Source organism: Micromonospora sp. WMMD882, assembly GCF_027497255.1.
In the GTDB taxonomy this organism is placed as follows: Bacteria; Actinomycetota; Actinomycetes; order Mycobacteriales; family Micromonosporaceae; genus Micromonospora.
Window position 1 is genome coordinate 3,708,873 of record NZ_CP114903.1, and the last position, 19,917, is coordinate 3,728,789.

General features: G+C 73.4%; 22 protein-coding genes. 11 read left to right on the top strand and 11 right to left on the bottom strand.

The genetic code is table 11. The annotated features are described in order from the left end of the window. Positions 1-117: 117 nt before the first annotated feature. Together O7606_RS15425 and O7606_RS15430 are read right to left on the bottom strand one after the other, a co-directional pair. Positions 118-1,614 carry a leucyl aminopeptidase family protein gene (locus O7606_RS15425; RefSeq protein ID WP_281594720.1) on the bottom strand — a complete coding sequence of 499 codons (1,497 nt, stop codon included), beginning with the start codon at positions 1,612-1,614 and terminating at the stop codon, positions 118-120. A 116-nt stretch (positions 1,615-1,730) separates the two neighbouring features. After that, positions 1,731-1,898, bottom strand: a complete 168-nt coding sequence (locus tag O7606_RS15430) for a DUF3117 domain-containing protein (RefSeq protein ID WP_007455245.1) — start codon at positions 1,896-1,898, stop codon at positions 1,731-1,733. Positions 1,899-2,087: 189 nt separating this feature from the next. On the opposite strand from O7606_RS15430, the gene O7606_RS15435 reads away from it, so the two are divergent. Further along, complete coding sequence (locus O7606_RS15435) at positions 2,088-2,906, top strand: PaaX family transcriptional regulator C-terminal domain-containing protein (RefSeq protein ID WP_281594721.1); 819 nt, start codon at positions 2,088-2,090, stop codon at positions 2,904-2,906. Positions 2,907-2,910: 4 nt separating this feature from the next. Next, the gene (locus tag O7606_RS15440) at positions 2,911-3,702 is read left to right on the top strand and encodes an enoyl-CoA hydratase-related protein (protein WP_281594722.1); all 792 of its coding nucleotides are present in this window, start codon (positions 2,911-2,913) and stop codon (positions 3,700-3,702) included. 15 nt (positions 3,703-3,717) lie between these two features. On the opposite strand, the gene O7606_RS15445 is transcribed toward O7606_RS15440, so the two are convergent. The 4 genes from O7606_RS15445 to O7606_RS15460 are packed head-to-tail and all read right to left on the bottom strand — an operon-like array spanning position 3,718 to position 6,181. Further along, positions 3,718-4,314, bottom strand: a complete 597-nt coding sequence (locus tag O7606_RS15445) for a hypothetical protein (protein WP_281594723.1) — start codon at positions 4,312-4,314, stop codon at positions 3,718-3,720. 13 nt (positions 4,315-4,327) lie between these two features. Next, a complete protein-coding gene (locus O7606_RS15450; protein WP_281594724.1) occupies positions 4,328-4,909 on the bottom strand; it encodes a DNA-3-methyladenine glycosylase I in 582 nt (193 codons plus the stop codon). A 43-nt stretch (positions 4,910-4,952) separates the two neighbouring features. Further along, positions 4,953-5,450, bottom strand: a complete 498-nt coding sequence (locus O7606_RS15455) for an SRPBCC family protein (RefSeq protein ID WP_281594725.1) — start codon at positions 5,448-5,450, stop codon at positions 4,953-4,955. After that, on the bottom strand, positions 5,447-6,181 hold the full coding sequence (locus tag O7606_RS15460) for a DivIVA domain-containing protein (RefSeq protein WP_281594726.1): 735 nt from the start codon (positions 6,179-6,181) through the stop codon (positions 5,447-5,449). Before O7606_RS15460 ends, O7606_RS15455 begins: the two co-directional genes overlap by 4 nt. Before the next feature lie 145 nt (positions 6,182-6,326). On the opposite strand from O7606_RS15460, the gene folP reads away from it, so the two are divergent. Continuing rightward, positions 6,327-7,196 (top strand): dihydropteroate synthase, encoded by an 870-nt coding sequence (folP, locus tag O7606_RS15465; RefSeq protein WP_281594727.1) that lies wholly within the window; start codon positions 6,327-6,329, stop codon positions 7,194-7,196. Between the two features lie 29 nt (positions 7,197-7,225). Here folP and ndhC read toward each other — a convergent pair whose 3' ends face one another. Continuing rightward, entirely contained in the window at positions 7,226-7,603 is a 378-nt protein-coding gene (ndhC, locus tag O7606_RS15470; protein WP_281594728.1) for an NADH-quinone oxidoreductase subunit A, read from the bottom strand. A gap of 174 nt (positions 7,604-7,777) precedes the next feature. On the opposite strand from ndhC, the gene O7606_RS15475 reads away from it, so the two are divergent. The 3 genes from O7606_RS15475 to O7606_RS15485 all read left to right on the top strand — a co-directional run bounded on the left by O7606_RS15475 (position 7,778) and on the right by O7606_RS15485 (position 12,325). Then, the gene (locus tag O7606_RS15475) at positions 7,778-9,151 is read left to right on the top strand and encodes a hypothetical protein (RefSeq protein WP_281594729.1); all 1,374 of its coding nucleotides are present in this window, start codon (positions 7,778-7,780) and stop codon (positions 9,149-9,151) included. 299 nt (positions 9,152-9,450) lie between these two features. Continuing rightward, complete coding sequence (locus O7606_RS15480; protein WP_281594730.1) at positions 9,451-11,298, top strand: 2-oxoacid:acceptor oxidoreductase subunit alpha; 1,848 nt, start codon at positions 9,451-9,453, stop codon at positions 11,296-11,298. After that, positions 11,291-12,325 carry a 2-oxoacid:ferredoxin oxidoreductase subunit beta gene (locus tag O7606_RS15485; protein WP_281594731.1) on the top strand — a complete coding sequence of 345 codons (1,035 nt, stop codon included), beginning with the start codon at positions 11,291-11,293 and terminating at the stop codon, positions 12,323-12,325. Before O7606_RS15480 ends, O7606_RS15485 begins: the two co-directional genes overlap by 8 nt. An 87-nt stretch (positions 12,326-12,412) precedes the next feature. Here O7606_RS15485 and O7606_RS15490 read toward each other — a convergent pair whose 3' ends face one another. Continuing rightward, positions 12,413-13,075 carry an NAD(P)H-dependent oxidoreductase gene (locus O7606_RS15490; protein WP_281594732.1) on the bottom strand — a complete coding sequence of 221 codons (663 nt, stop codon included), beginning with the start codon at positions 13,073-13,075 and terminating at the stop codon, positions 12,413-12,415. A gap of 68 nt (positions 13,076-13,143) precedes the next feature. Here O7606_RS15490 and O7606_RS15495 point away from each other — a divergent pair, with 68 nt between their 5' ends. Continuing rightward, on the top strand, positions 13,144-13,623 hold the full coding sequence (locus O7606_RS15495) for a MarR family winged helix-turn-helix transcriptional regulator (RefSeq protein WP_281594733.1): 480 nt from the start codon (positions 13,144-13,146) through the stop codon (positions 13,621-13,623). Between the two features lie 81 nt (positions 13,624-13,704). Here the strand turns inward: O7606_RS15495 and O7606_RS15500 are convergent, their stop codons facing one another. Further along, positions 13,705-14,718 carry a potassium channel family protein gene (locus tag O7606_RS15500; RefSeq protein WP_281594734.1) on the bottom strand — a complete coding sequence of 338 codons (1,014 nt, stop codon included), beginning with the start codon at positions 14,716-14,718 and terminating at the stop codon, positions 13,705-13,707. A 249-nt stretch (positions 14,719-14,967) separates the two neighbouring features. On the opposite strand from O7606_RS15500, the gene O7606_RS27645 reads away from it, so the two are divergent. Next, a complete protein-coding gene (locus tag O7606_RS27645; protein ID WP_348651109.1) occupies positions 14,968-15,579 on the top strand; it encodes a helix-turn-helix domain-containing protein in 612 nt (203 codons plus the stop codon). A 284-nt stretch (positions 15,580-15,863) separates the two neighbouring features. Beyond that, the gene (locus O7606_RS15510) at positions 15,864-16,463 is read left to right on the top strand and encodes an ATP-dependent Clp protease proteolytic subunit (RefSeq protein ID WP_281594735.1); all 600 of its coding nucleotides are present in this window, start codon (positions 15,864-15,866) and stop codon (positions 16,461-16,463) included. A 166-nt stretch (positions 16,464-16,629) separates the two neighbouring features. Here O7606_RS15510 and O7606_RS15515 read toward each other — a convergent pair whose 3' ends face one another. Next, positions 16,630-17,190, bottom strand: a complete 561-nt coding sequence (locus O7606_RS15515; RefSeq protein ID WP_281594736.1) for a carboxymuconolactone decarboxylase family protein — start codon at positions 17,188-17,190, stop codon at positions 16,630-16,632. Between the two features lie 341 nt (positions 17,191-17,531). Here O7606_RS15515 and O7606_RS15520 point away from each other — a divergent pair, with 341 nt between their 5' ends. After that, a complete protein-coding gene (locus O7606_RS15520; RefSeq protein ID WP_281594737.1) occupies positions 17,532-18,545 on the top strand; it encodes a DUF1996 domain-containing protein in 1,014 nt (337 codons plus the stop codon). 342 nt (positions 18,546-18,887) lie between these two features. Continuing rightward, positions 18,888-19,061, top strand: a complete 174-nt coding sequence (locus O7606_RS15525; protein ID WP_281599913.1) for a hypothetical protein — start codon at positions 18,888-18,890, stop codon at positions 19,059-19,061. 132 nt (positions 19,062-19,193) lie between these two features. Here the strand turns inward: O7606_RS15525 and O7606_RS15530 are convergent, their stop codons facing one another. Next, entirely contained in the window at positions 19,194-19,778 is a 585-nt protein-coding gene (locus O7606_RS15530; RefSeq protein ID WP_281594738.1) for a hypothetical protein, read from the bottom strand. Between the last annotated feature and the right edge of the window lie 139 nt (positions 19,779-19,917).

Below are 19,917 nucleotides of genomic sequence, written 5' to 3' on the forward strand. Positions count from 1 at the left end.
GCCGCCACCGCCGGTCCCCGGCGTCAGGAGCGCGCCGTCGGCGCCCCGCCGTCAGGAGCACGTCGCCGGCGCCCGGCCCGGGCGTCGGGAGCGCGTCGCCGACCGCCGTGCCGGGCGTCAGGAGGGCGTCGCGGCCTGCGCCAGGGTCGGCAGCCAGCGCAGCAGGGTACGGACGCCCCAGCCGGTGGCCCCGGCGGTCAGCTCCCGGTCGGCGGCCGACGCCCAGGACGGGGCGGACATGTCCAGGTGCGCCCAGCGGTCCCGCAGGTCACCGGTGAACTCGCGGAGGAACAGCGCGGCGACGACCGAGCCGGCGCCCCGGGCCGGGGCGCTGAAGTAGTCGGCGAGGTCGCTGCCGAGGTACTCGACGTAGTCGCCGACCAGCGGCATCCGCCAGGCCGACTCGCCCGCCTCGGCGGCGGCGTCGACGAGCGCCGCAGCCAACTCGTCGTTGTCGCTGTAGAGGGCGGCGGTACGCGACCCGAGCGCGACCGCGTTCGCCCCGGTGAGGGTGGCCAGGTCGACCAGCAGGTCCGGGGCGAGCCGGTCCACCGCGTACGCGAGCGCGTCGGCGAGCACCAGCCGCCCCTCCGCGTCGGAGTTGGTGGTCTCGCTGGTCGAGCCGCCGTAGTGCCGGACGACGTCACCGGGGCGGAACGCGGACCCGCTGACCATGTTCTCGGCGAGCGGCGCGAGGGCGGTCACCCGGACCGGCAGCCGCAGCGCGGCGGCCCCGACGGTGGCGGCGACCACGGCTGCCGCGCCGGCCATGTCCTTGCGCATGAGCTTCATCGCCGGCACCGGCTTGATCGAGATGCCGCCGGTGTCGAAGGTGATGCCCTTGCCGACCAGCACCACGTGCCGGGTGGCGTCGGCCGGCCGCCAGCTCAGCTCGACCAGGCGGGGCCCCCGGGCCGAGCCGCCGCCGACGGCGAGCAGGCCGCCGAAGCCCGCGCCGGTCAACTCGTCCGGCTGCCAGACGCGCAGGTCCAGGTCGGCCAGGCCGGCGCGGGCCGTGTCGACCTGCCCGGCGAACCACTCGGGGCTCTTCACCGACGAGGGCATGTTGGTCAGGTCCCGGGCGAACCGGGTCATCCGGGCGGTGGCGCGGGCGGTGTCGAACGCGGCGGCGTACCGCTGCGGGTCGGTGACCGCCACCGTCACCTCGGCCAGCGCCGGGTCCGTCCCGGTCCCGGTCATCCGGAACCGGTACGACCCGAGCAGCGCGCCCTCGGCCACGCCCCGCACGGCGGCGGGTGGCACGTCGGCGGGCAGGGCCAACGTGACACGTGTCTCCTCCGCCACGGCCCGGACCAGCGCCGCCCCGGCGGCCCGCCAGTCCGCCTCGGTCCCCGCGCCGACCCCGACCAGCACCAGCCGCGACGGTGAGCCCGCCGGCCGCAGGTGCGCCCGGATCTCACCGGCGCGGCCGGTCAGCCGGGCCAGCGGGACCAGGGCCGACGCCTCGGCGGCCAGGTCACCGGGGTACGGCAGCGCGGCCGGCGGGAGCAGCTCGGCCCGGGTGTCCGGGTCCGGGTCCGCCGCCACGCCGCGGACCGGCAGGACGAGGGTGTCGCACTGCCCGGGGTCGCCGACCAGACGGATGTCCAGCACGCTGCCGTACCTCCAGAATTCTTTCGGGACATGAAGACCCTGAGCCACCGGCGGACCGGTGGCTCAGGGTCGTTCGGACCGCCCGGGCGACGGCTACCGCCCGGACCACTCCTCCATCAGCCGGCGGCTGCCTTCAACGCGTCACCGAGCGCGTTGGCCTCGTCGGGAGTCATCTCGACGACGAGCCGGCCACCACCCTCCAGCGGAACCCGCATGACGATGCCCCGGCCCTCCTTGGTGACCTCCAGCGGACCGTCGCCCGTCCGCGGCTTCATCGCCGCCATGTTGTCTCCCCTCAGACCTACACCAGGGTCGGTGGGTTGCCCCACAGCCACTTCGCGTTAAACCCACCACGCCAACGCGCGGTGCCGACCCACGATTTTCCCTGATGAACACCGCCGGACCCAAACCGAGGCAGCATTGATGTAACAGCATCTAGCTTATCCTGAGAAGGCCTGTCACAATGTGCGGTCATGCAGGCACGGTCGGCACTCTTCGACCTGTACGGCGACCACCTCCGTCCCCGGGGTGGCCGGGCGCCCGTCGCTGCGCTGGTCAGGTTGCTCGCGCCGCTCGGGATCGCCCCGCCGGCCGTACGGACCGCGGTCTCCCGGATGGTGCGGCAGGGCTGGCTGGACCCGATCCGGCTGGCCACCGGGCCAGGCTATTCGATCACACCCAAGGCGGCCCGGCGACTCGACGAAGCCGCCGCCCGGGTCTACCGCACCGGCAAGGTCAACTGGGACGGGCGTTTCGACCTGCTCGTCCTCGACGGTCCGGCCGGCCGGCGGGACCGGCACCGGCTCGCCGCCAACCTCCAGTTCCTGGGCTACGGCGCCCTCGACGAGCAGACCTGGGTGGCCACCCGGGCGGCCGATGACGTCGACGGCCTCCTGGCCGAGGCCGACGTCCGGCACGAACGCTTCACCGCCGCGCACGCCGCCGGCACGCCCGGCGCGGTGGCGATGGTCCGCCGCGCCTGGGACCTCGCCGAGATCGGCCGGGCGTACGAGGAGTTCGTCGCCGAGCAGCGCCCCCTGCTGGCCACGGTCACCGCGCGCAGCGGCGACGAGGAGGCGTACGCCGCCCGATTCCGGCTCGTGCACGCGTGGCGTACGTTTCTGTTCAAGGATCCGCAGTTGCCCCCGGCGCTGCTTCCCGAGCGCTGGCCCGGCACCAGCGCGGCCAGCTTCTTCGACCGGCACGCGGCCCGGCTCCGGCCCGCCGCCGACCGGTACGTGGAGCGCTGCCTCGACCTCAGCAACCGCGCCGTACGACAGAAAGGTCGTTAGAAACGTGACCGAGCCGCTGCTCGTGGACCGCACCGACGCCGTCGTCACCCTGACGCTGAACCGCCCGGACGCGATGAACGCGCTCGACGTGGCGCTCAAGGAGGCGCTCCGGGACGCGCTGGGCGAGCTGGAGGCGGACCGGTCCTGCCGGGCGGTGGTGCTCGCCGGGGCGGGCGGGCAGTTCTGCGCCGGGCAGGACCTGCGCGAGCACGTGAGCACCCTGGAGTCGAGCCGGGTCGACCCGCTGGCCACGGTCCGGGCCCACTACAACCCGATCGCCGCCCGCCTGGCCAACCTTCCCAAGCCGGTGGTGGCGGCGGTACGCGGCATGGCCGCCGGGGCCGGCGCGTCGCTGGCCTTCCTGGCCGACATTCGCGTCGGCGGCCCGAAGACCAGCTTCCTGATGGCCTTCGCGAAGGTCGGGCTGGCCGCCGACACCGGAGCGTCCTGGACCCTGCCCCGGCTGGTCGGCCATGCCAAGGCGGTCGAGCTGCTGATGCTCGCCGAGCCGGTACGCGCCGAGGAGGCCTGCCAGATCGGGCTGCTCAACCGGCTGGTCGACGACGACGAGCAGGTGCTGCCGACCGCGCAGGAGCTGGCCGCCCGGCTCGCCGCCGGCCCCACCGTCGCGTACGGGGCGATCAAGCGTCAGCTCTCCATCGCCGACGCCGGCACCCTGGCCGACGCGTTGGCCGCCGAGGCGCAGGCCCAGACGATCTGCGGGGGCACCGCCGACCATCGGGCCGCCACGCTCGCCTTCGTCAACAAGGAGCGGCCGGTCTTCCAGGGGAGCTGAGCCGGCCGCCGCCGGTCAGTCGTCCTCCTCCGGGTCCTGGTTCGCCTCGACGCCCAGCACGAACGCCTGCATGGCCAGTTCGTCGCCGCTCGGCGAGACGTACGCGGGCAGCTCCCGGGGGCCCAGCTCCCGGACGTACGACCAGAAGAGCCGGACCGCCTCCGCCGGGGTGGCCGCCTCGATCGGCAGGTCCAGGCTGACCAGCCAGGACCGCCGGGGCGGGGGCGGGCCGAGCCGGTCGGCCAGGCTGCGCCAGCGGTCCGCGGGCAGCTCACTGACCGGTCCGTCGAGGGGGAGCCCGTCGGCGGGCACCGGCTCGTCGAAGGCCCACCGGGTGTACGCCACCACCAGCGGCGCGGCTGCCTCCCGCGCGGGTGCCTCCCCCGCGGGTGGCGAGCTGATCCGGCCGAGCGCCACCAGCAGCGGCGACTCCCCGGCCACCACCACCGCCACCGGGTCACCGGGCGCGGGCCGGGGCCGGGCCGCCAGCCCGGTCAACTCCAGGGTGTCGTGGTGCACGAGCCGCTCGGCCTCGTACCTGTCGGCGGGGAGCAGCACCGTCCAGGCGCGGTCGGCGGCGGCGGTGCGGCCCGGGTGGTCGGTGTCCGTCATGACCGTCATCCCATCACGCCGCCTCGGCGGCCACGACGTGACAGCCGGACAGGTGGTCGTCGACCATGCCGGTGGCCTGCATCAGCGCGTACGCCGTGGTGGGGCCGACGAAGCGGAACCCGCGCTTCTTGAGCGCGCGGGCCAGCGCGGTCGACTCGGGGGTGGTCGCCGGCACCTCGGCCAGCGTCCGGGGGCGCGCCCCACGGCTGGCCGGGGCGAACGACCAGAGCAGCGCGGACAGCCCCTCGGGCAGGTCCAGCGCGGCCCGCGCGTTCCCGACGGCGGCCTCGATCTTGGCCCGGTTGCGGACGATGCCGGCGTCGGCGAGGAGCCGGGCCACGTCGGCCTCGCCGTAGCGGGCGACGGTGGCGATCCGGAACCCGTCGAAGGCCCGCCGGAACGCCTGCCGTTTGCGCAGGATGGTCAGCCAGGACAGGCCGGACTGGAACGCCTCCAGGCAGATCCGCTCGTAGAGGGCGTCGTCGCCGCGCACCGGTCGCCCCCACTCGTCGTCGTGGTAGACGACGTAGTCCGGGGTGCTCCCGCCCCACGCGCAGCGGGGCAGCCCGTCGGCGCCGGTCACCAGGTCGTTCACGGCGTACACGGTAGGTCACCCGCCGGGCGGGTGACCGCCCCGGTCAGGGCAGCCGGCCCTGCTCGACCAGCCGGCCGAACTTCCGGAGCGCCTGGGTGAGGCTCACCTTGGAGCCGGGCCAGAGCACCGGCCAGGCGAGCCGCCCGGCCGGGCCGCCCGGCAGGTGGAACCACTCGTGCCAGACCACCTGGGTCCGGTCCGGGCCCATCGGGGTGCAGCGCAGCACACCGGGGCCGCGCAGCAGCCGACCGCAGTGGACCACCCCCACCTCGTACGGCGCGTCGACCCGGACCACCCGCATCTCGTCGCGCAGCATGGCCGGCCCGACGGCGGTGACCGCCTCGATCAGGCTGCCCTCCCCGCCGTCGCCCTCGACCACCCGGACGGTGGTGAACGGAATCCACTCCGACTGTCGTTCCCAGGCGGTGAGGGCGGCGAAGACCCGCTCGGCGGGGGCCTCGACGATCACCGTGGCGGTGACCTCACCGGCCCCCGGCCGGGCCGCCTCGCGCAGCTCCTCCGACCCACCTGGTCCGATCACGCCGGCTCCGACCCGGCGACCACTCCGGCGCCGGGCGACGACGCCTTCCCGGCCCGCTCGGTGGCGTCCCCGGCCGGCTCGGCGGGGTCCCCGGCCGGCTCGGTGGCGTCCCCGGCCGGCTCGACGGGGTCCCCGGCCGGCTCGGCGACGGGGCGACGGACGGTGAGCCCGTCGGCGGCGACCTTCGGAGCGGCCGGCTCCGACGCGACGGAGGCCGGAGCGGCCGGCTCCGAAGCGGCGTCCGCCGGGGCCGCGGTTTCCGACGCGGCGGGAGCGTCACCATCGACGGTAGCGGTCTTCCCGGGGACGTCGGTGGCGGTCTCCCCGGTGGCGGTCTCCCCGGTGGCGTCGGGCGTCACGGGGGTCGCCGTGGCGGCGGCGCTGAGCCGCGTCTCGCGCAGCTTCTCGGCCTCGGCGGCTCGTCCGTCCCGCAAGGCGTCGACCTCCGCTTCCAGCACCTCGATCAACTCGGACTTGTACCCGATGTCGTACGCCGCCCGGCGCATCGCCTGGTCGACCTGGTCCATCCGGTACCCGCGCAGCGCGGTATCGAAACGGACCCCACCGATGTCCGGCTCGGCGAGCGGACGGCCACCGGGCAGCGGCACCGCCCGACCGTCCGGCTCGACCGGCGCCAGGCCCGGATCGCGGCCGGTCACCAGAACCGTCACACCGAAAACCACCGCCGCGACGGTCAACGCCACGACCAGCAGGAGCAGAAGCTGACCCATGCACAGATCGTGGCATGCCGATCGCCTCCCGAGCGACCCCCGACGACATACCGCGCGCCGTCGTCGCCCGCCCCGGCGTCGGAAAGGGGCCCTTCCTATGCTGGGACGGTCCGGTTTCACCAGGGGCGGGTTTCGGGGAGGCGGCATGGCCGGGGCGCTACGACTCGGTGGACGCACGTTCGCTCCGGGCGACCTGGTGGTGATGGCGATCGTCAACCGCACGCCGGACTCGTTCTTCGACCGGGGCGCCACCTACGCCGCCGACAGCGCGCTGCGCGCCGTCGAGCAGGCGGTGGACGAGGGCGCGGAGATCATCGACATCGGCGGGGTCAAGGCCGGCCCCGGCGAGGACGTCGACGTCGCCGAGGAGATCCGCCGTACGGTCGACACGATCGCGGCCGTACGGGCCGGCTTTCCCGACGTGGTCATCTCGATCGACACCTGGCGGGCCGAGGTGGCGGTGGAGGCGGTGGCCGCCGGGGCGGACCTGCTCAACGACACCTGGTCCGGCGCGGATCCGGCGCTCGCCCGGGTGGCCGCCGACACCGGCGCGGGGCTGGTCTGCTCGCACGCCGGCGGGCTGACGCCGCGGACCCGACCGCACCGGGCGGCCTTCGACGACGTGGTGACGGACGTGCTCACCACGGTGACCGGGCTGGCCGATCGCGCGGTCTCGCTCGGGGTGCGTCCGGACGGCATCCTGATCGACCCGGCGCACGACTTCGGCAAGAACACCCGGCACTCCCTGGAGATCACCCGGCGGCTGGGCGAGCTGGCCGGCACCGGCTGGCCGCTGCTGGTGGCCCTGTCGAACAAGGACTTCATCGGCGAGACGCTGGACCTGCCGGTGGCCGAGCGGCTGGAGGGCACGCTGGCCGCCACCGCCGTGTCGGCCTGGCTGGGCGCGCGGGTGTTCCGGGCGCACCAGGTACGGCAGACCCGGCGGGTGTTGGACATGGTGGCCTCGATCCGGGGCGACCGGCCGCCCGTCCTGACCCGTCGCGGCCTCGCCTGAGCCGGGTGACCGTCGGCCTCGCCTGACGGTCAGGTCCAGCGGAGGATGTTCTTCCGCCAGGCGTAGAGGACGCCCAACGCGAGCACGGCCACGAAGATGCCCATCTCGGCGACCGTGACCAGCCCGAAGCCGGGCCGGTCGAAGACCACCGCCCAGGGGAAGAGGAACACCGCCTCGACGGCGAAGAGCACGTACAGGTAGGCGTAGACGTAGTAGCGGATCTGCGCCTGCGCCCAGTCGCCGCCCACCGGGTCGAGGCCGCACTCGTAGCTGGCGCGTTTGCCGGGCGGGTCGGCCGGGCGGGCCGGACGTAACACCCGGTTGGCCGAGAACGCCACCAGGAAGAAGAGGACGCTCGCGCCCAGCAGCAGCCCGAGCGTCGCGTACGAGCCCAGGTATCCACCCATGGTCGGTCAGCCTACCGGCCGACCGGCCGAGCCGAACACGTTACGGAACTGTTTCACGCCGGGACTGGTGTCATCCGGCAACTGTTACCGAATAATGAATCATCACCCGTTGTCACCGGAGGAACGATGACCGACCCGGCCGTACCTCCCGGAGAGCGTCCCCGGGGTCGATGGGTGGACCCCCTGCTGGCGGTCTCGGTCGGGGTCGCGGTCGCGGTGGCGGCGGCGCCCGGGCTGGCGACCGCCGGCCCCACCTTCGGGCAGGCGTCACTCCTCGTCACCCAGCCGGTGGGCGAGGGTGACCAGACGCCGACGGACCCGCCGCCGGGCACCGAGCCGCCGGCGCCGACGGACGCTCCGCCCACGGTGCGCCCGCCGGTCGAGACCTCCGCTCCGCCTGCCAGCACCGCGCCCGATCCGCTACCCACCGTGATCGTCACCTCGGCCGCCCCACCGACCGTCGCCCCGACGACGGCTGACCCCCGGCCGACCCTGCCGCCGCCGCCGACCCCACCGAGCGGACCCGCCGACGGCGGGCGGCCGGACGCCCCGCTCGGGGTCCGGGTCACCACCGGCGACGTACGACTGGCCGAGGCGTACTGGAACGCGGCGAGCAGCACGGCGACCCTCCAGGTCACGGTGACCAACACCGGCGCGGTGGCGGAGCGGCTCAGCCTCACCTACGTCCTGCCCCCGGGCGTGACCGACGCCGGGACGCCGGGGTGCGCGGCGGCCGGGGACGGCGGCTACCGCTGCGGCGCGTGGACGACCGCCCCGGGCGCTCGGTTCAGCAGCCTGATCCGGGTACGGGTGAGTGGTGACGCGTGGCGACGGATGCCGCTCGGCGGCACGGTGTCGGTGACGGCGACCGCCCCGGGCGGGACCGGTTCGGCGCGGGACGACGAGGGCTTCGCGGTGTTGTTCCCGCCCGGCCCGCCGGTGCCCGGCATCGCGTTGGGGACCGACGAGGTGGCCTTCGACATCAGCGGCGGGCCGAGCTCGCTGGAGGTCCGGCTGGGCAACACCGGCACGGTGGACGCGCGTGGGCTGGTCGAGGTGACCCTGCCGGACGGGGTGACCGTGTCGACGCCGCCGGCCGGCTGCGTGTCGGCGGCCGACGGGCGGGCCCGGTGCCAGGTGGGCACGGTGCCGGCGGGGCGGACGGCGGTGCTGCGGCTGCCGGTGGCCGCGACGCCGGAGGCGCAACGGTCGGCCCCGCTGGCCGGCGCGGTGGCCGGGCAGCTCGACCCGCGTAACGGCGCGAGCCGGCGGGTCCAGATGAGTTTCCGGATCACCGCCGCCGCCTCGTTGACCGCGCCCGCGGTCGGTACGCCCCAGCCGACCGGCTCGCAGGGCGTGCTCGGCGGGTCGGTCGACCGGCCGGATCCGGCCGGCGGGCTGAGCTCGGCGCAGCGGACGGCGATCCTGCTGATCGTCGTCTCGGGGTTGCTGGTGGTGCTGGCGTTGACGTTGGCGACCACGTCGTTGCGCCGCCGGCTGGCCGCCCCGCCGGGCGGGGCGACGGGCAGCCCCGGCGCATCCGAATGATCCTCATCGATCGATATTGAGCAATCTCGCCGGTGATCTGGGTTACGACGCTGGCCTTGAACTACCTCGTAACCGTACATTCCGTATGAGAGGGCGGTCCCACTCGGCGGACCTGACACCCGGGACGGGCCCCGGTCCGACGTAGGCTCTCAGGTGCCGAACGCGAGCGAATCCGGCCGGGGCACATCGCCGGGTCCGCCCCAGTAGTGCGTCCAAGGAGGTCAGGTGGCCGGGCAAGGCGAGGTCAGCAGGAAGATCGGCCGCCCGTGCGACCGGGCCGCGCGAAGCGAGGTGCAGGCGTGAGCAAGCAGATCCGCCAACTCGACCGGGTGGTCATCCGGTTCGCCGGTGACTCCGGCGACGGCATGCAACTCACCGGCGACCGGTTCACCTCCGAGACGGCGCAGCTCGGCAACGACATCTCCACCCTGCCGAACTTCCCGGCCGAGATCCGCGCCCCCGCCGGCACCCTCCCCGGGGTGTCCAGCTTCCAGGTCCACTTCGCCGACTACGACATCCTCACCCCGGGTGACGCGCCGAACGTGCTGGTCGCGATGAACCCGGCGGCGCTCAAGGCGAACCTGCACGACCTGCCCCGGGGCGCGGACATCATCGTCAACACCGACGAGTTCACCAAACGCAACCTCGCCAAGGTGGGTTACCAGAGCAACCCGCTGGAGGACGACACCCTCTCCGGCTGGGCGGTGCACCCGGTCGCGCTGACCTCGATGACGGTCGGCGCGCTCGCCGAGCTGGAGGTGTCCAAGAAGGACGCCGAGCGGGCCAAGAACATGTTCGCCCTCGGCCTGCTCTCCTGGATGTACTCCCGCCCGTACGAGTCGACCCTGCGGTTCCTGGAGCGCAAGTTCGCCACCCGGCCGCACCTGGTCGCCGCGAACATCGCCGCGTTCAAGGCCGGCTGGAACTTCGGCGAGACCACCGACTCCTTCTCCGTGCGGTACGAGGTCAAGCCGGCGAAGATGCAGCCGGGCACCTACCGCAACATCACCGGCAACGCGGCGCTGTCGCTGGGGCTGGTCGCCGCCGGGGTGCGCTCCGGGCTGCCGGTGTTCCTCGGCGCGTACCCGATCACCCCGGCCTCGGACATCCTGCACGAGCTGAGCAAGCACAAGCGGTTCGGCGTGGTCACCATGCAGGCCGAGGACGAGATCGCCGCGGTCGGCGCGGCGCTCGGCGCGTCGTACGGCGGCGCGCTCGGCATCACCACCACCAGCGGCCCGGGCGTGGCGCTCAAGAGCGAGACGATCTCGCTCGCGGTGGCGCTGGAGCTACCCCTGGTGATCGTGGACGTGCAGCGGGCCGGGCCGTCCACCGGCATGCCCACCAAGACCGAGCAGGCCGACCTGAACATGGCCCTGTACGGCCGGCACGGCGAGGCCCCGGTCGCGGTGATCGCCCCGAAGTCCCCCTCCGACTGCTTCCACGCGGCGCTGGAGGCGGCCCGGATCGCGTTGACCTACCGCACGCCGGTGCTGCTGCTGTCGGACAACTACGTCGCCAACGGCTCCGAGCCGTGGCTGCTGCCCGAGGTGGCGTCCCTGCCCGACCTGCGGGTCGACTTCGCCACCGCGCCCAACAGCGAGGACGGCAAGAGCTTCCTGCCGTACCTGCGGGACCCGGAGACCCTGGCCCGGCCGTGGGCCGTGCCGGGCACGCCGGGCCTGGAGCACCGCATCGGCGGTCTGGAGAAGGCCGACAAGACCGGCGACATCTCGTACGACCCGACGAACCACGACTTCATGGTCCGGACCCGGGCGGCCCGGATCGAGACGATCCCGGTGCCCGACATCGAGGTCGAGGACCCGAACGGCGACGCCCGGGTGCTGGTGCTCGGCTGGGGCTCCACGTACGGCCCGATCGGCGCGGCCTGCCGCCGGGTACGTCAGCGCGGTCTCTCCGTCGCCCAGGCGCACCTGCGACACCTGGCCCCGATGCCGAAGAACCTCGGCGAGGTGCTGCGCTCCTACGACCGCGTGGTCATCCCCGAGATGAACCTCGGCCAGCTCGCCCAGGTGATCCGGGGCCGCTACCTGGTCGACGCGATCGCGTACAACCAGGTCCGCGGCCTGCCGTTCACCGCCGCCGAGCTGGAGACGATGCTGGAAGAGGTCCTGAAGAATGTCTGAGCCCGTCGCCCTCAAGCTCACCACCAAGGACTTCAAGTCCGACCAGGAGGTGCGCTGGTGCCCCGGCTGCGGCGACTACGCGATCCTCGCCGCCGTGCAGCAGTTCATGCCGGAGCTGAACATCCCCCGGGAGAACACCGTCTTCGTCTCGGGGATCGGCTGCTCCTCGCGGTTCCCGTACTACATGAACACGTACGGGATGCACTCGATCCACGGCCGCGCGCCGGCGATCGCCACCGGCCTGTCGGTGTCCCGGCCGGACCTGTCGGTCTGGGTGGTCACCGGCGACGGTGACGCCCTCTCCATCGGCGGCAACCACCTGATCCACGCGCTGCGCCGCAACGTCAACCTCAAGATCCTGCTGTTCAACAACCGGATCTACGGGCTGACCAAGGGGCAGTACTCCCCCACCTCCGAGGTCGGCAAGATCACCAAGTCGACCCCGGCCGGCTCGGCGGACGCCCCGTTCAACCCGATCTCGCTGGCGCTGGGGGCGGAGGCGACCTTCGTCGGCCGCACCATCGACTCCGACCGCAAGCACCTCCAGTCGGTGCTGCGCGCCGCCGCCGAACACGAGGGCTCGGCCTTCGTGGAGATCTACCAGAACTGCAACATCTTCAACGACGGCGCGTTCGACCAGCTCAAGGACGCCGACACCCGGGACGACTTCCTGATCCGGCTGGAGCACGGCAAGCCGATCACGTTCGGCCGGGACGGCCAGTTCTGCGTGGTGCACCCGCCCGGCGCCTTCGGGCTGGAGGTCCGGGAGACCGCCGGCACCCCCGCCGAGCAGATCATGGCGCACGACGCCACGGTCGCCGACCCGGCGTACGCGTTCGCGCTGAGCCGGCTGCCCGGCCTGGACCTGCGCAACACCCCGATCGGCGTGTTCCGCTCGGTGCGGCGGCCCACCTACGACAGCACCGTGCAGCAGCAGGTCACCGAGGCGAAGGCCAAGGTCACCGAGACGCCCGAGCAGCAGCTCGCCGCCCTGCTCGGCAGCGGCGACACCTGGACGATCCTCTGACCTGACCTGACCTGACGACCACACCGCCGAGGGCGGGCCGCTCCCCAGGGGAACGGCCCGCCCTCGCGTGTGTGTGACGGTGGCCGGTCAGGCCGCCACCCCCGCCGGCGTCCACAGCTCGTCGACGGCCCGCTCGGCGTCCGCGAGGCTCTGCTCGTACAGCGGGATCAGCCCGGCCATGGCCGGGTTGACCGGCGCCAGGGTCAGTTCGGCGCAGATGAACCGCGGTTCGAGGCCGGTCATGGAGATGCCGTGCGGCAACCACGGCTCGGCGTGGTCCCACCCGTGCCTCGGGGCGCCCGGGCCGTAGCCGCCACCCCGGGTGGCCAGCACGACGAAGTCACGACCGCCGAGCAGGCCGGCGCCGGTCGCCGGGTCGAACGCGATGCCGGGGGCGATCAGGTGGTCCACCCAGGCCTTCACGCTGCTCGGCGCGCCGTAGTTGTACAGCGGCAGCCCGAGCAGGATCGTGTCGGCCCGCGCCACCTCGGCCACCACCTCTTCGGTCAGCCGCCAGGACGCCGCCTCGGCCGGGGTGTGCTGGTCCGGCGGCGTCATCCGGGCCCTCCCTCCGGCGGTGTCCAGGTGCGGCAGCGGGTCCCGGCCGAGGTCCCGGTAGGTGACGGCGCCGTCCGGGTGCGCGGCGCGCCAGGCCGCGGCGGCCCGCGCGGTGAGCCGCCGACTGATCGACTGCTCACCCTGGATGCTCGAGTCGATGTGCAGCAGGTGGGCCATCTGTTGTCCCTCCATCTATCGTTAGTGCAGGACAAACCATTTATACCAGGCCAGGTTTTCGGTGTCCGCGTAAACTGGGTCACATGTCCGCCGTTCCCGTAGACGACTCGGAGCACCGCTCCGGGCCGCTGCTGGAGCACCTGGCCCGGCGGATGCGGCTACGCTCGGAGTCGGTGCTGACGCCGTTGGGCCTGCGCCCCCGGCACCTCGTCGCGCTCACCGTGCTACGCGACTCGGGTGGCACCGGTCAGCAGGCGCTGGCCGGCACGCTCCAGCTCGACAGCACCAACGTGGTCGGGCTGCTCAACGACCTGGAGGCGGACGGCCTGATCGAGCGCCGCCGCTCCCCGCAGGACCGACGTCGGCACGTCGTGCGCCTCACCGAACCCGGCGTGAAACGGCTCCGCGAGGCCGAGTGCGCGCTCGCCGAAGCGGAGGACGACGTGCTCAGCGCGCTCGCGCCACGTGAACGGGACCTGCTCTACGACCTGTTGCGACGGGCCACCCAGGGCCACCCGTCGTCCTGCGTCGAGGCGGTCACGGAAAACCCGGACACCTGCTGACCGGCCGTCTGCCGGGGCCCGGCGCCCTATGCTGGCCGGGTCCGCCTGGGGGCCCGGCGACCGACCGGCGGCCCGGGCGGCTCAGACCTGACTGGCGGCCTGCGGGCGGTCGTCCCGGACGTGCACCAGCATGTCGCCGGTCTCGATCACCGCGCCGGCCTGGTCGGAGAGGGTGACCACCTTGCCCCGCCGGACCAGGGCGATGACCAGGGTGTCCAGCTCGCGGGGTGACCGGCCGACCTCGGCGCGCTCCGCCGAGCGCATCGCCAGCGCCATGCCCTGCCCCGGGGTGAGCAGGTCCTCCACCACGTCGATCAGCGGCGGGGCCGAGGTGGAGAGGCCGAGCAGCCGGCCCGCGGTCGCCGAGGAGACGATCACGTGGTGCGCGCCGCTCTGCTTGAGCAGCGGCGCGTTCTCCGCCTCCCGCACCGCCGCGATGATCCGTACCTGACCGGCGGTGAGCTGTCGGACGGTCAGCGCGACCAGCACCGAAGCGTCGTCGCTGTCGGTCGCGATGATCACCGCCTTGGCCGTGCGGACGTGCGCCTCGTTGAGCACCCCCGACCGGGTCGCCGAGCCCTCGATCGCCACCAGCCCCTCCGAGGTGGCCTGCCGGATCGCCGCGCCACTGCGCTCGACCACGACGATCCTGGACTTGTCCGTGCCGTTCTCCAGCAGCGCGGAGATCGCGCTACGGCCCTTGGTGCCGTAGCCGCAGATGATGACGTGATCCTTCACGGTTCTCCCCCACCGGTTCAGCCGACGGCCGGTCCGGTACTGCTCGGTCAGGACTTCCAGGGTGGTGCCGACCAGGATGATCAGGAAGAGCACCCGGGCCGGGGTGACGAAGAGGACGTTGACCAGCCGCGCCGAGTTCGAGGCGGGCGCGATGTCGCCGTACCCGGTGGTGGAGAGCGAGACGACCGCGTAGTAGAAGCAGTCCAGCAGGGTCAGACCGTCCCCGTTGACGTCCCGGTAGCCGGCGCGGCCCAGGTAGACCGCCGCGACCACGGCACAGACCAGGCCGACCGCGGCGGCCAGGCGCAGACTCAACGCGCTGAGCGGCCCCCGTCGCTGCGCGGGAAAATGGATCACTGTCGCTCCTGTCCCGCCTGCGGGATGGCCGGTGGCCGCCCCGGTCGCCGGGCCGCCTGCACGTGCCCAAGATAGCGGTTCCCCCGCCGCCCGGCCGCCCGGGAGTTCGATTCGAGGCGGACGCCCTTCCGGACGCCCGGAGGTACCGGAAGGGTCCCTCCCCGACATCCGCCCCGGCGCCGGCCGCAGGGGCCGCCCGGAGCGACGGAAAGCGGCAGAATGGGCAGAGTCGCCAACCGAGGAGGCCGCATGTCGTTGCTACGCCGGGTGATCGGTGGGGTCCTGCGCCGACTGCGCATCGGTCAGGGCCGCACCCTGCGTGAGGTCGCCGAGACGGCCGGTGTCTCCGTGCCCTACCTGTCCGAGGTCGAGCGGGGCCGCAAGGAGGCCTCCTCGGAGGTGCTCGCGGCGATCTGCCGGGCGTTGGGCATCCGCCTCTCCGACCTGCTGGAGGAGGCGCGCGACGACCTGCGACGCCTCGAACCCCGTACCCCGGTCCCGCAGCCCCGGACGCTCTCCGGCCGGCGGGCCCTGCCGACCGGCTCCCGCGCGGCAGCGGGCGGAAAGCGGGTCACGCCGGCCGGAACGCGTTTGTCGTCGGCCGCCGCCCGCCCCGGTCCGACCCGACCCGCCACGCCCGCCAACCAGACGCCGACGGCCCGGCTGGCCGCCCGCCGGCCCGCGCCGACCGGTCGGCCGGGCCGCCCCGGGAACGGCCACCGCACGCCGCTCGTCAGCCGCCGTCCCACGCCGGTCGTCGGCCGTCCGGGTGTCAGCGGCCGGCACGGGGTCGGCCCGCGCGTGGCGATCCGTCACGACGCCGTGCCTGTCCTGCCCCGGCTGGTCGAGACGTACCGCTGAGCCGCGCCGGGCGCCCGCCCGGCCAGCTCGTCCGGGCCCGCCCGGCCGCCGGCCAGCTCGTCCGGGCCCGCCCGGCCGCCGGCCAGCTCGTCCGGGTCCGCCCGGCCAGCCGGTGACCGGCCGGGTCGGCCCGTGACCCGCAAGGTCGGGGTCGTTCTGCCGTCGGCAGATTCGCCGGCGGCAGAAACGGTCGGCTCCCGCGCGCCGTCGGGCGCAAGCTGGACGGGCCGGTCCACCGGGCGGTACGCGCCGCCCGCCGGCACTCAACCCGGGGAGGCGAGCCGATGATCGGGTACGGGGCACGCATGCTGGACGCCGGTCAGCCGTCCTTCGGCGACCAGGTCTTCCAGCGGTTGTTGCGGGAGCGGATCGTCTTCCTCGGCACCGAGGTCACCGACGAGTCCGCCAACCAGGTCTGCGCGCAGATCCTGCTGCTCGCCGCCGAGGACAGCGAGCGGGACATCTACCTCTACGTCAACTCTCCGGGCGGCTCGGTCAGCGCGGGCATGGCCGTCTACGACACCATGCGTTACGTCCGTAACGACGTGGCGACGCTGGCGCTCGGCTTCGCCGGGTCGATGGGTCAGTTCCTGCTCTGCGCCGGGGCGGCCGGCAAGCGGTACGCGCTCCCCCACTCGCGGATCATGATGCACCAGCCCTCGGGCGGGATGGGCGGCACCGCCACCGACATCACCATCCAGGCGGAGAACATGCTCCACGTCAAGCGGACCATGCAGGAGTTGATCGCCCGGCACAGCGGGCGCACCGTGGCGGAGATCGAACGCGACTCGGACCGGGACCGCTGGTTCACCGCCGAGCAGGCCCGCGAGTACGGGCTGGTCGACGAGGTGTTGACGCACGCCGCCCAACTGCCCGCCCGCTGACCGCTGCCGCCCGGCCGCCCCGGGGCGGCCGGGCGGGAGCGCGGACAGTCGGGCGGCAGCGCGGACAGTCCGGGAGCGCGGACAGTCGGGCGGGAGCGCGTGACCACCGGGCGCGGGCCGGGCGGGGGCGAGGCGACAGCGCGGGGTCGCGGTCGACCGTGCCCGGTCAACCCTCGGTGGTGACGGCGCTGCCGTAGCCGTGCGTGACGATCCGCCGGGCGACCGCCTCGTACGCCTCGGGGGCCTCCGGCGCGAACGTGCCGAGACCGTCGACGTACCTGTTGAACATGCAGAACGCGGCGGCGATCAGCACCGTGTCGTGGATCTCCAGGTCGGTCGCGCCCTCGGCGCGGGCGGCCCCGACCAGCTCGGTCGTCACCTTCCGGCCGGTCTCCTGGACGGCGCCGGCGATCCGCAGCAGGGCGCGCAGCTTCGTCGAGATCGGCGCGCTGTCGGGGTCGGCGCGCACCTGGTCGACCAGGGTCATCCCCTCGTCGAGTTGGGCGGCGGCGAAGGCAGAGTGGGACGAGCAGCAGAACCGGCACTCGTTCAGCCCGGAGACGTACGCGGCGATCAGCTCCCGCTCGCCCGGGGTGAGTGAGTTCGGGGCGCGCAGCAGCACCTCGGCCAGCTCGTTGAGGGGCTTGGCGGTCTCCGGCCGGTACCGCATCGGCCCGGAGATGCCCGGGAAGATCTTCTCGTCGACGCCGAGCTCGATGTGCGCCATGGCAGCCCTTTCGGTCGGATGGAATCCCGTGCACCGTGTCACGCTCGCCGGCCCGGACTCTTCTTCGGTGTTGCTCTCTTCGGCCGCCCCGGCGGCGGCACAGGTCGGCGGCGGTGGCGGCGACCGGTCGGCGGCGGTGGCGGTGGCGGTGACGCCGGGCCGAGGGCTGCGGCGGCCCGGATCGCGCGCTTTCCCGAAATCGCCGGCATTGACATACATCGTCGTGTACGGCTATCAAGAGATGAGAGAGCGCTCTCACGTTCCATTCCGTCGACGGCCCGTCGCTACGGGCCGGCTCCCCGGCGCGCCGGTCCCCCGGCGGCCCGGGGCAAGGAGGAGACATGCGGCTCACCCCCCGGCGCGACAGCGCCGACCCGACCCACCGCCAGCCGCACCTACGCCGTCTCGGCGCGCTGGCCGTCGCCCTGGTCACCGTGCTCGCGGGCGGCGCGATGACCGACCGGGGCACGGTGGACGCGCAGGCGGCCACCGGCCCCACCGGCGGCGACCACTCCGGTCACGCGTACGTGCTGAGCCCGGAGCAGGAGGCCGCCGCGCTCGCCCTCCAGCTCGCCCCGGTGCGCGGCTCGGAGTTCCGGGCCGACTGCAGCAGCAAGGGCCGCTCGCCCGACGACCCGATCGTCCGGTGGGGGCAGGCGGGGACCTCGCACGTGCACGAGTTCTTCGGCAACCGGACCACCGACGCGTACTCCACCCTGACGTCGCTGGCCTCCGGCACCACCACCTGCAACCCGAGCGTGGACCTCTCCGCGTACTGGGTGCCGACCCTCTACCAGAACGGAGTGCCGAAGGCGCCGGAGCACGTCACGGTCTACTACCAGGGGATCACCGACCGGCTGAACGTCAAGCCGCACCCCCGGGGCCTGAAGATGGTGGTCGGCAACCCGCTCGCCACCAGCGCCGACCAGAACCCGGCCGCCCGCTGGTCGTGCCGGGGCTACCCGGAGGCCAGCCGGGACTTCATGAGCTGCCCGGCCGGCTCCAGACTGGAGACCTACCTGGACTTCCCCACCTGCTGGGACGGGAAGAACCTGGACAGCGCCGACCACAAGAGCCACATGGCGTTCGGCATCGGTGGGGCGGGCGGCTACTGCCCGTCGAGCCACCCGGTGCCGGTGCCGAGGCTGGAGCTGCTCATCACGTACCCGGTCACCGGTGGCGGGCTGAGCCTGGCCGGCACCCGCAACGGAGCCAACGTCACCTCCGCTCCCGGTTACACCTTCCACGGCGACTTCTTCAACGCCTGGAACGCCGCCGAGTTGCAGCGACGGGTCACCAACTGCATCGTCGCCGGCTACATCTGCGGCAACGACGGCAACCCGATCCAGCAGTAAGGACGCTCGCCACCCCGGGGTCACGTCGCCGGGTCACGGAACGCCCGTGGCCCGGCGACGCTCGCGTACCCGATCTGATCTCACCCGGCGCTGTCCGACCGGTCACCGTACGACGTCACGCTTCACGGGAATTCGCTGTTGGCAAGGGATGACGCCGAAATTTTCTTAGTGCGATGCATACGACTGTCAGCTACCCGACAGTCAAAAATCGACCCTTGTGCTAGCCCTTCCGCCGGAGGATGCTCTAACGGTCGATCGGCTCAGCGCCGCCCAAAAGAGGCGGCGCCCGGCTGGCACCGGACGCCGCAATCGACCCGACCGCACGCGACGGAAGGAGTCATGTTGACTGTAGCCCCTCACGGGTCAGACTTCGAGACACCAGAGGACGAGCACGAGACCGCTGCCGACCCGACGGACCGGCACCGGATCGTCCTGGCGTACATCAAGGCGCTCAGCCCGATCATCGCCGCGCTCGTCGCCAGCATCGGCACGCTGGTGGGCGTCCTGGTCCGCTGACCACGCCCGGGCTCCGCGCCCGCACCCGGGCCGGGCGCGGGGCCACCCGCGACGGATGGACCCGCTGCGCCGTTCCGCGACGGTTGGGCGCGCGGGGCCGCGACGGTTGGGCGACGTCCTCCCCGCCGCCGGTCAGAGCCCGGCCGCGGCGTCGTACCGGCGGCGCAGGCTCAACATCTCCGTGTCGCCCAGCGCCTCCTTGGCGGCCAGGTCCGCGTACCTGGCCGGGAACATCTCCCGCAGTCGGTCGATGAACCTGACGTTCTCGGTCGCCTCGACCACCTGGATGCCCACCGGCTCGGTGGACATGTCCATGATCAACGGGCCGGCCAGTTTGACCGCCACGTCCCAGGGGCGCTTCTGCTCGGCGACCCCACAGAGGTGGAAGGCGTAGACCGTGCGTACGTCGGTCAGCTCGGCGGCCTCGGTCGGCTCGTAGCCGTAGACGTGGACCCCGCAGACCACCGCCGGTTTCTCCTCCTCACCGTTGGCCACCTGCTGCACGGCGTGCCCGGCGTGGTTGTGCTGGCCCGGGTCCGCCTGTTCGAGCGTGGTACGCATCCGGGCGACGATCTGGGCCTGCAGATCCGCCGGCTCCGGCTCCGAGCCGGTCGACCTGACCAGCGCCACCGCGCCGGCCGACACCACCAGCAGGATCACCGCCACCCACACGAAGCGGTTCCGGTGCCACCCCGCGAAACTCTCCCGGGAAATCATGATTACCTCTCCACCTCGTCGCCGGTACTGCTGCGTTGGCAGGTCACCTCGGACGCCGCCGGCGGGTCGGGCGTCCGAGCCGCGCCGGACGGTCACGGGACGCTTCCCGCGGTCACGTACGGCGGAGACACCTGCCCGG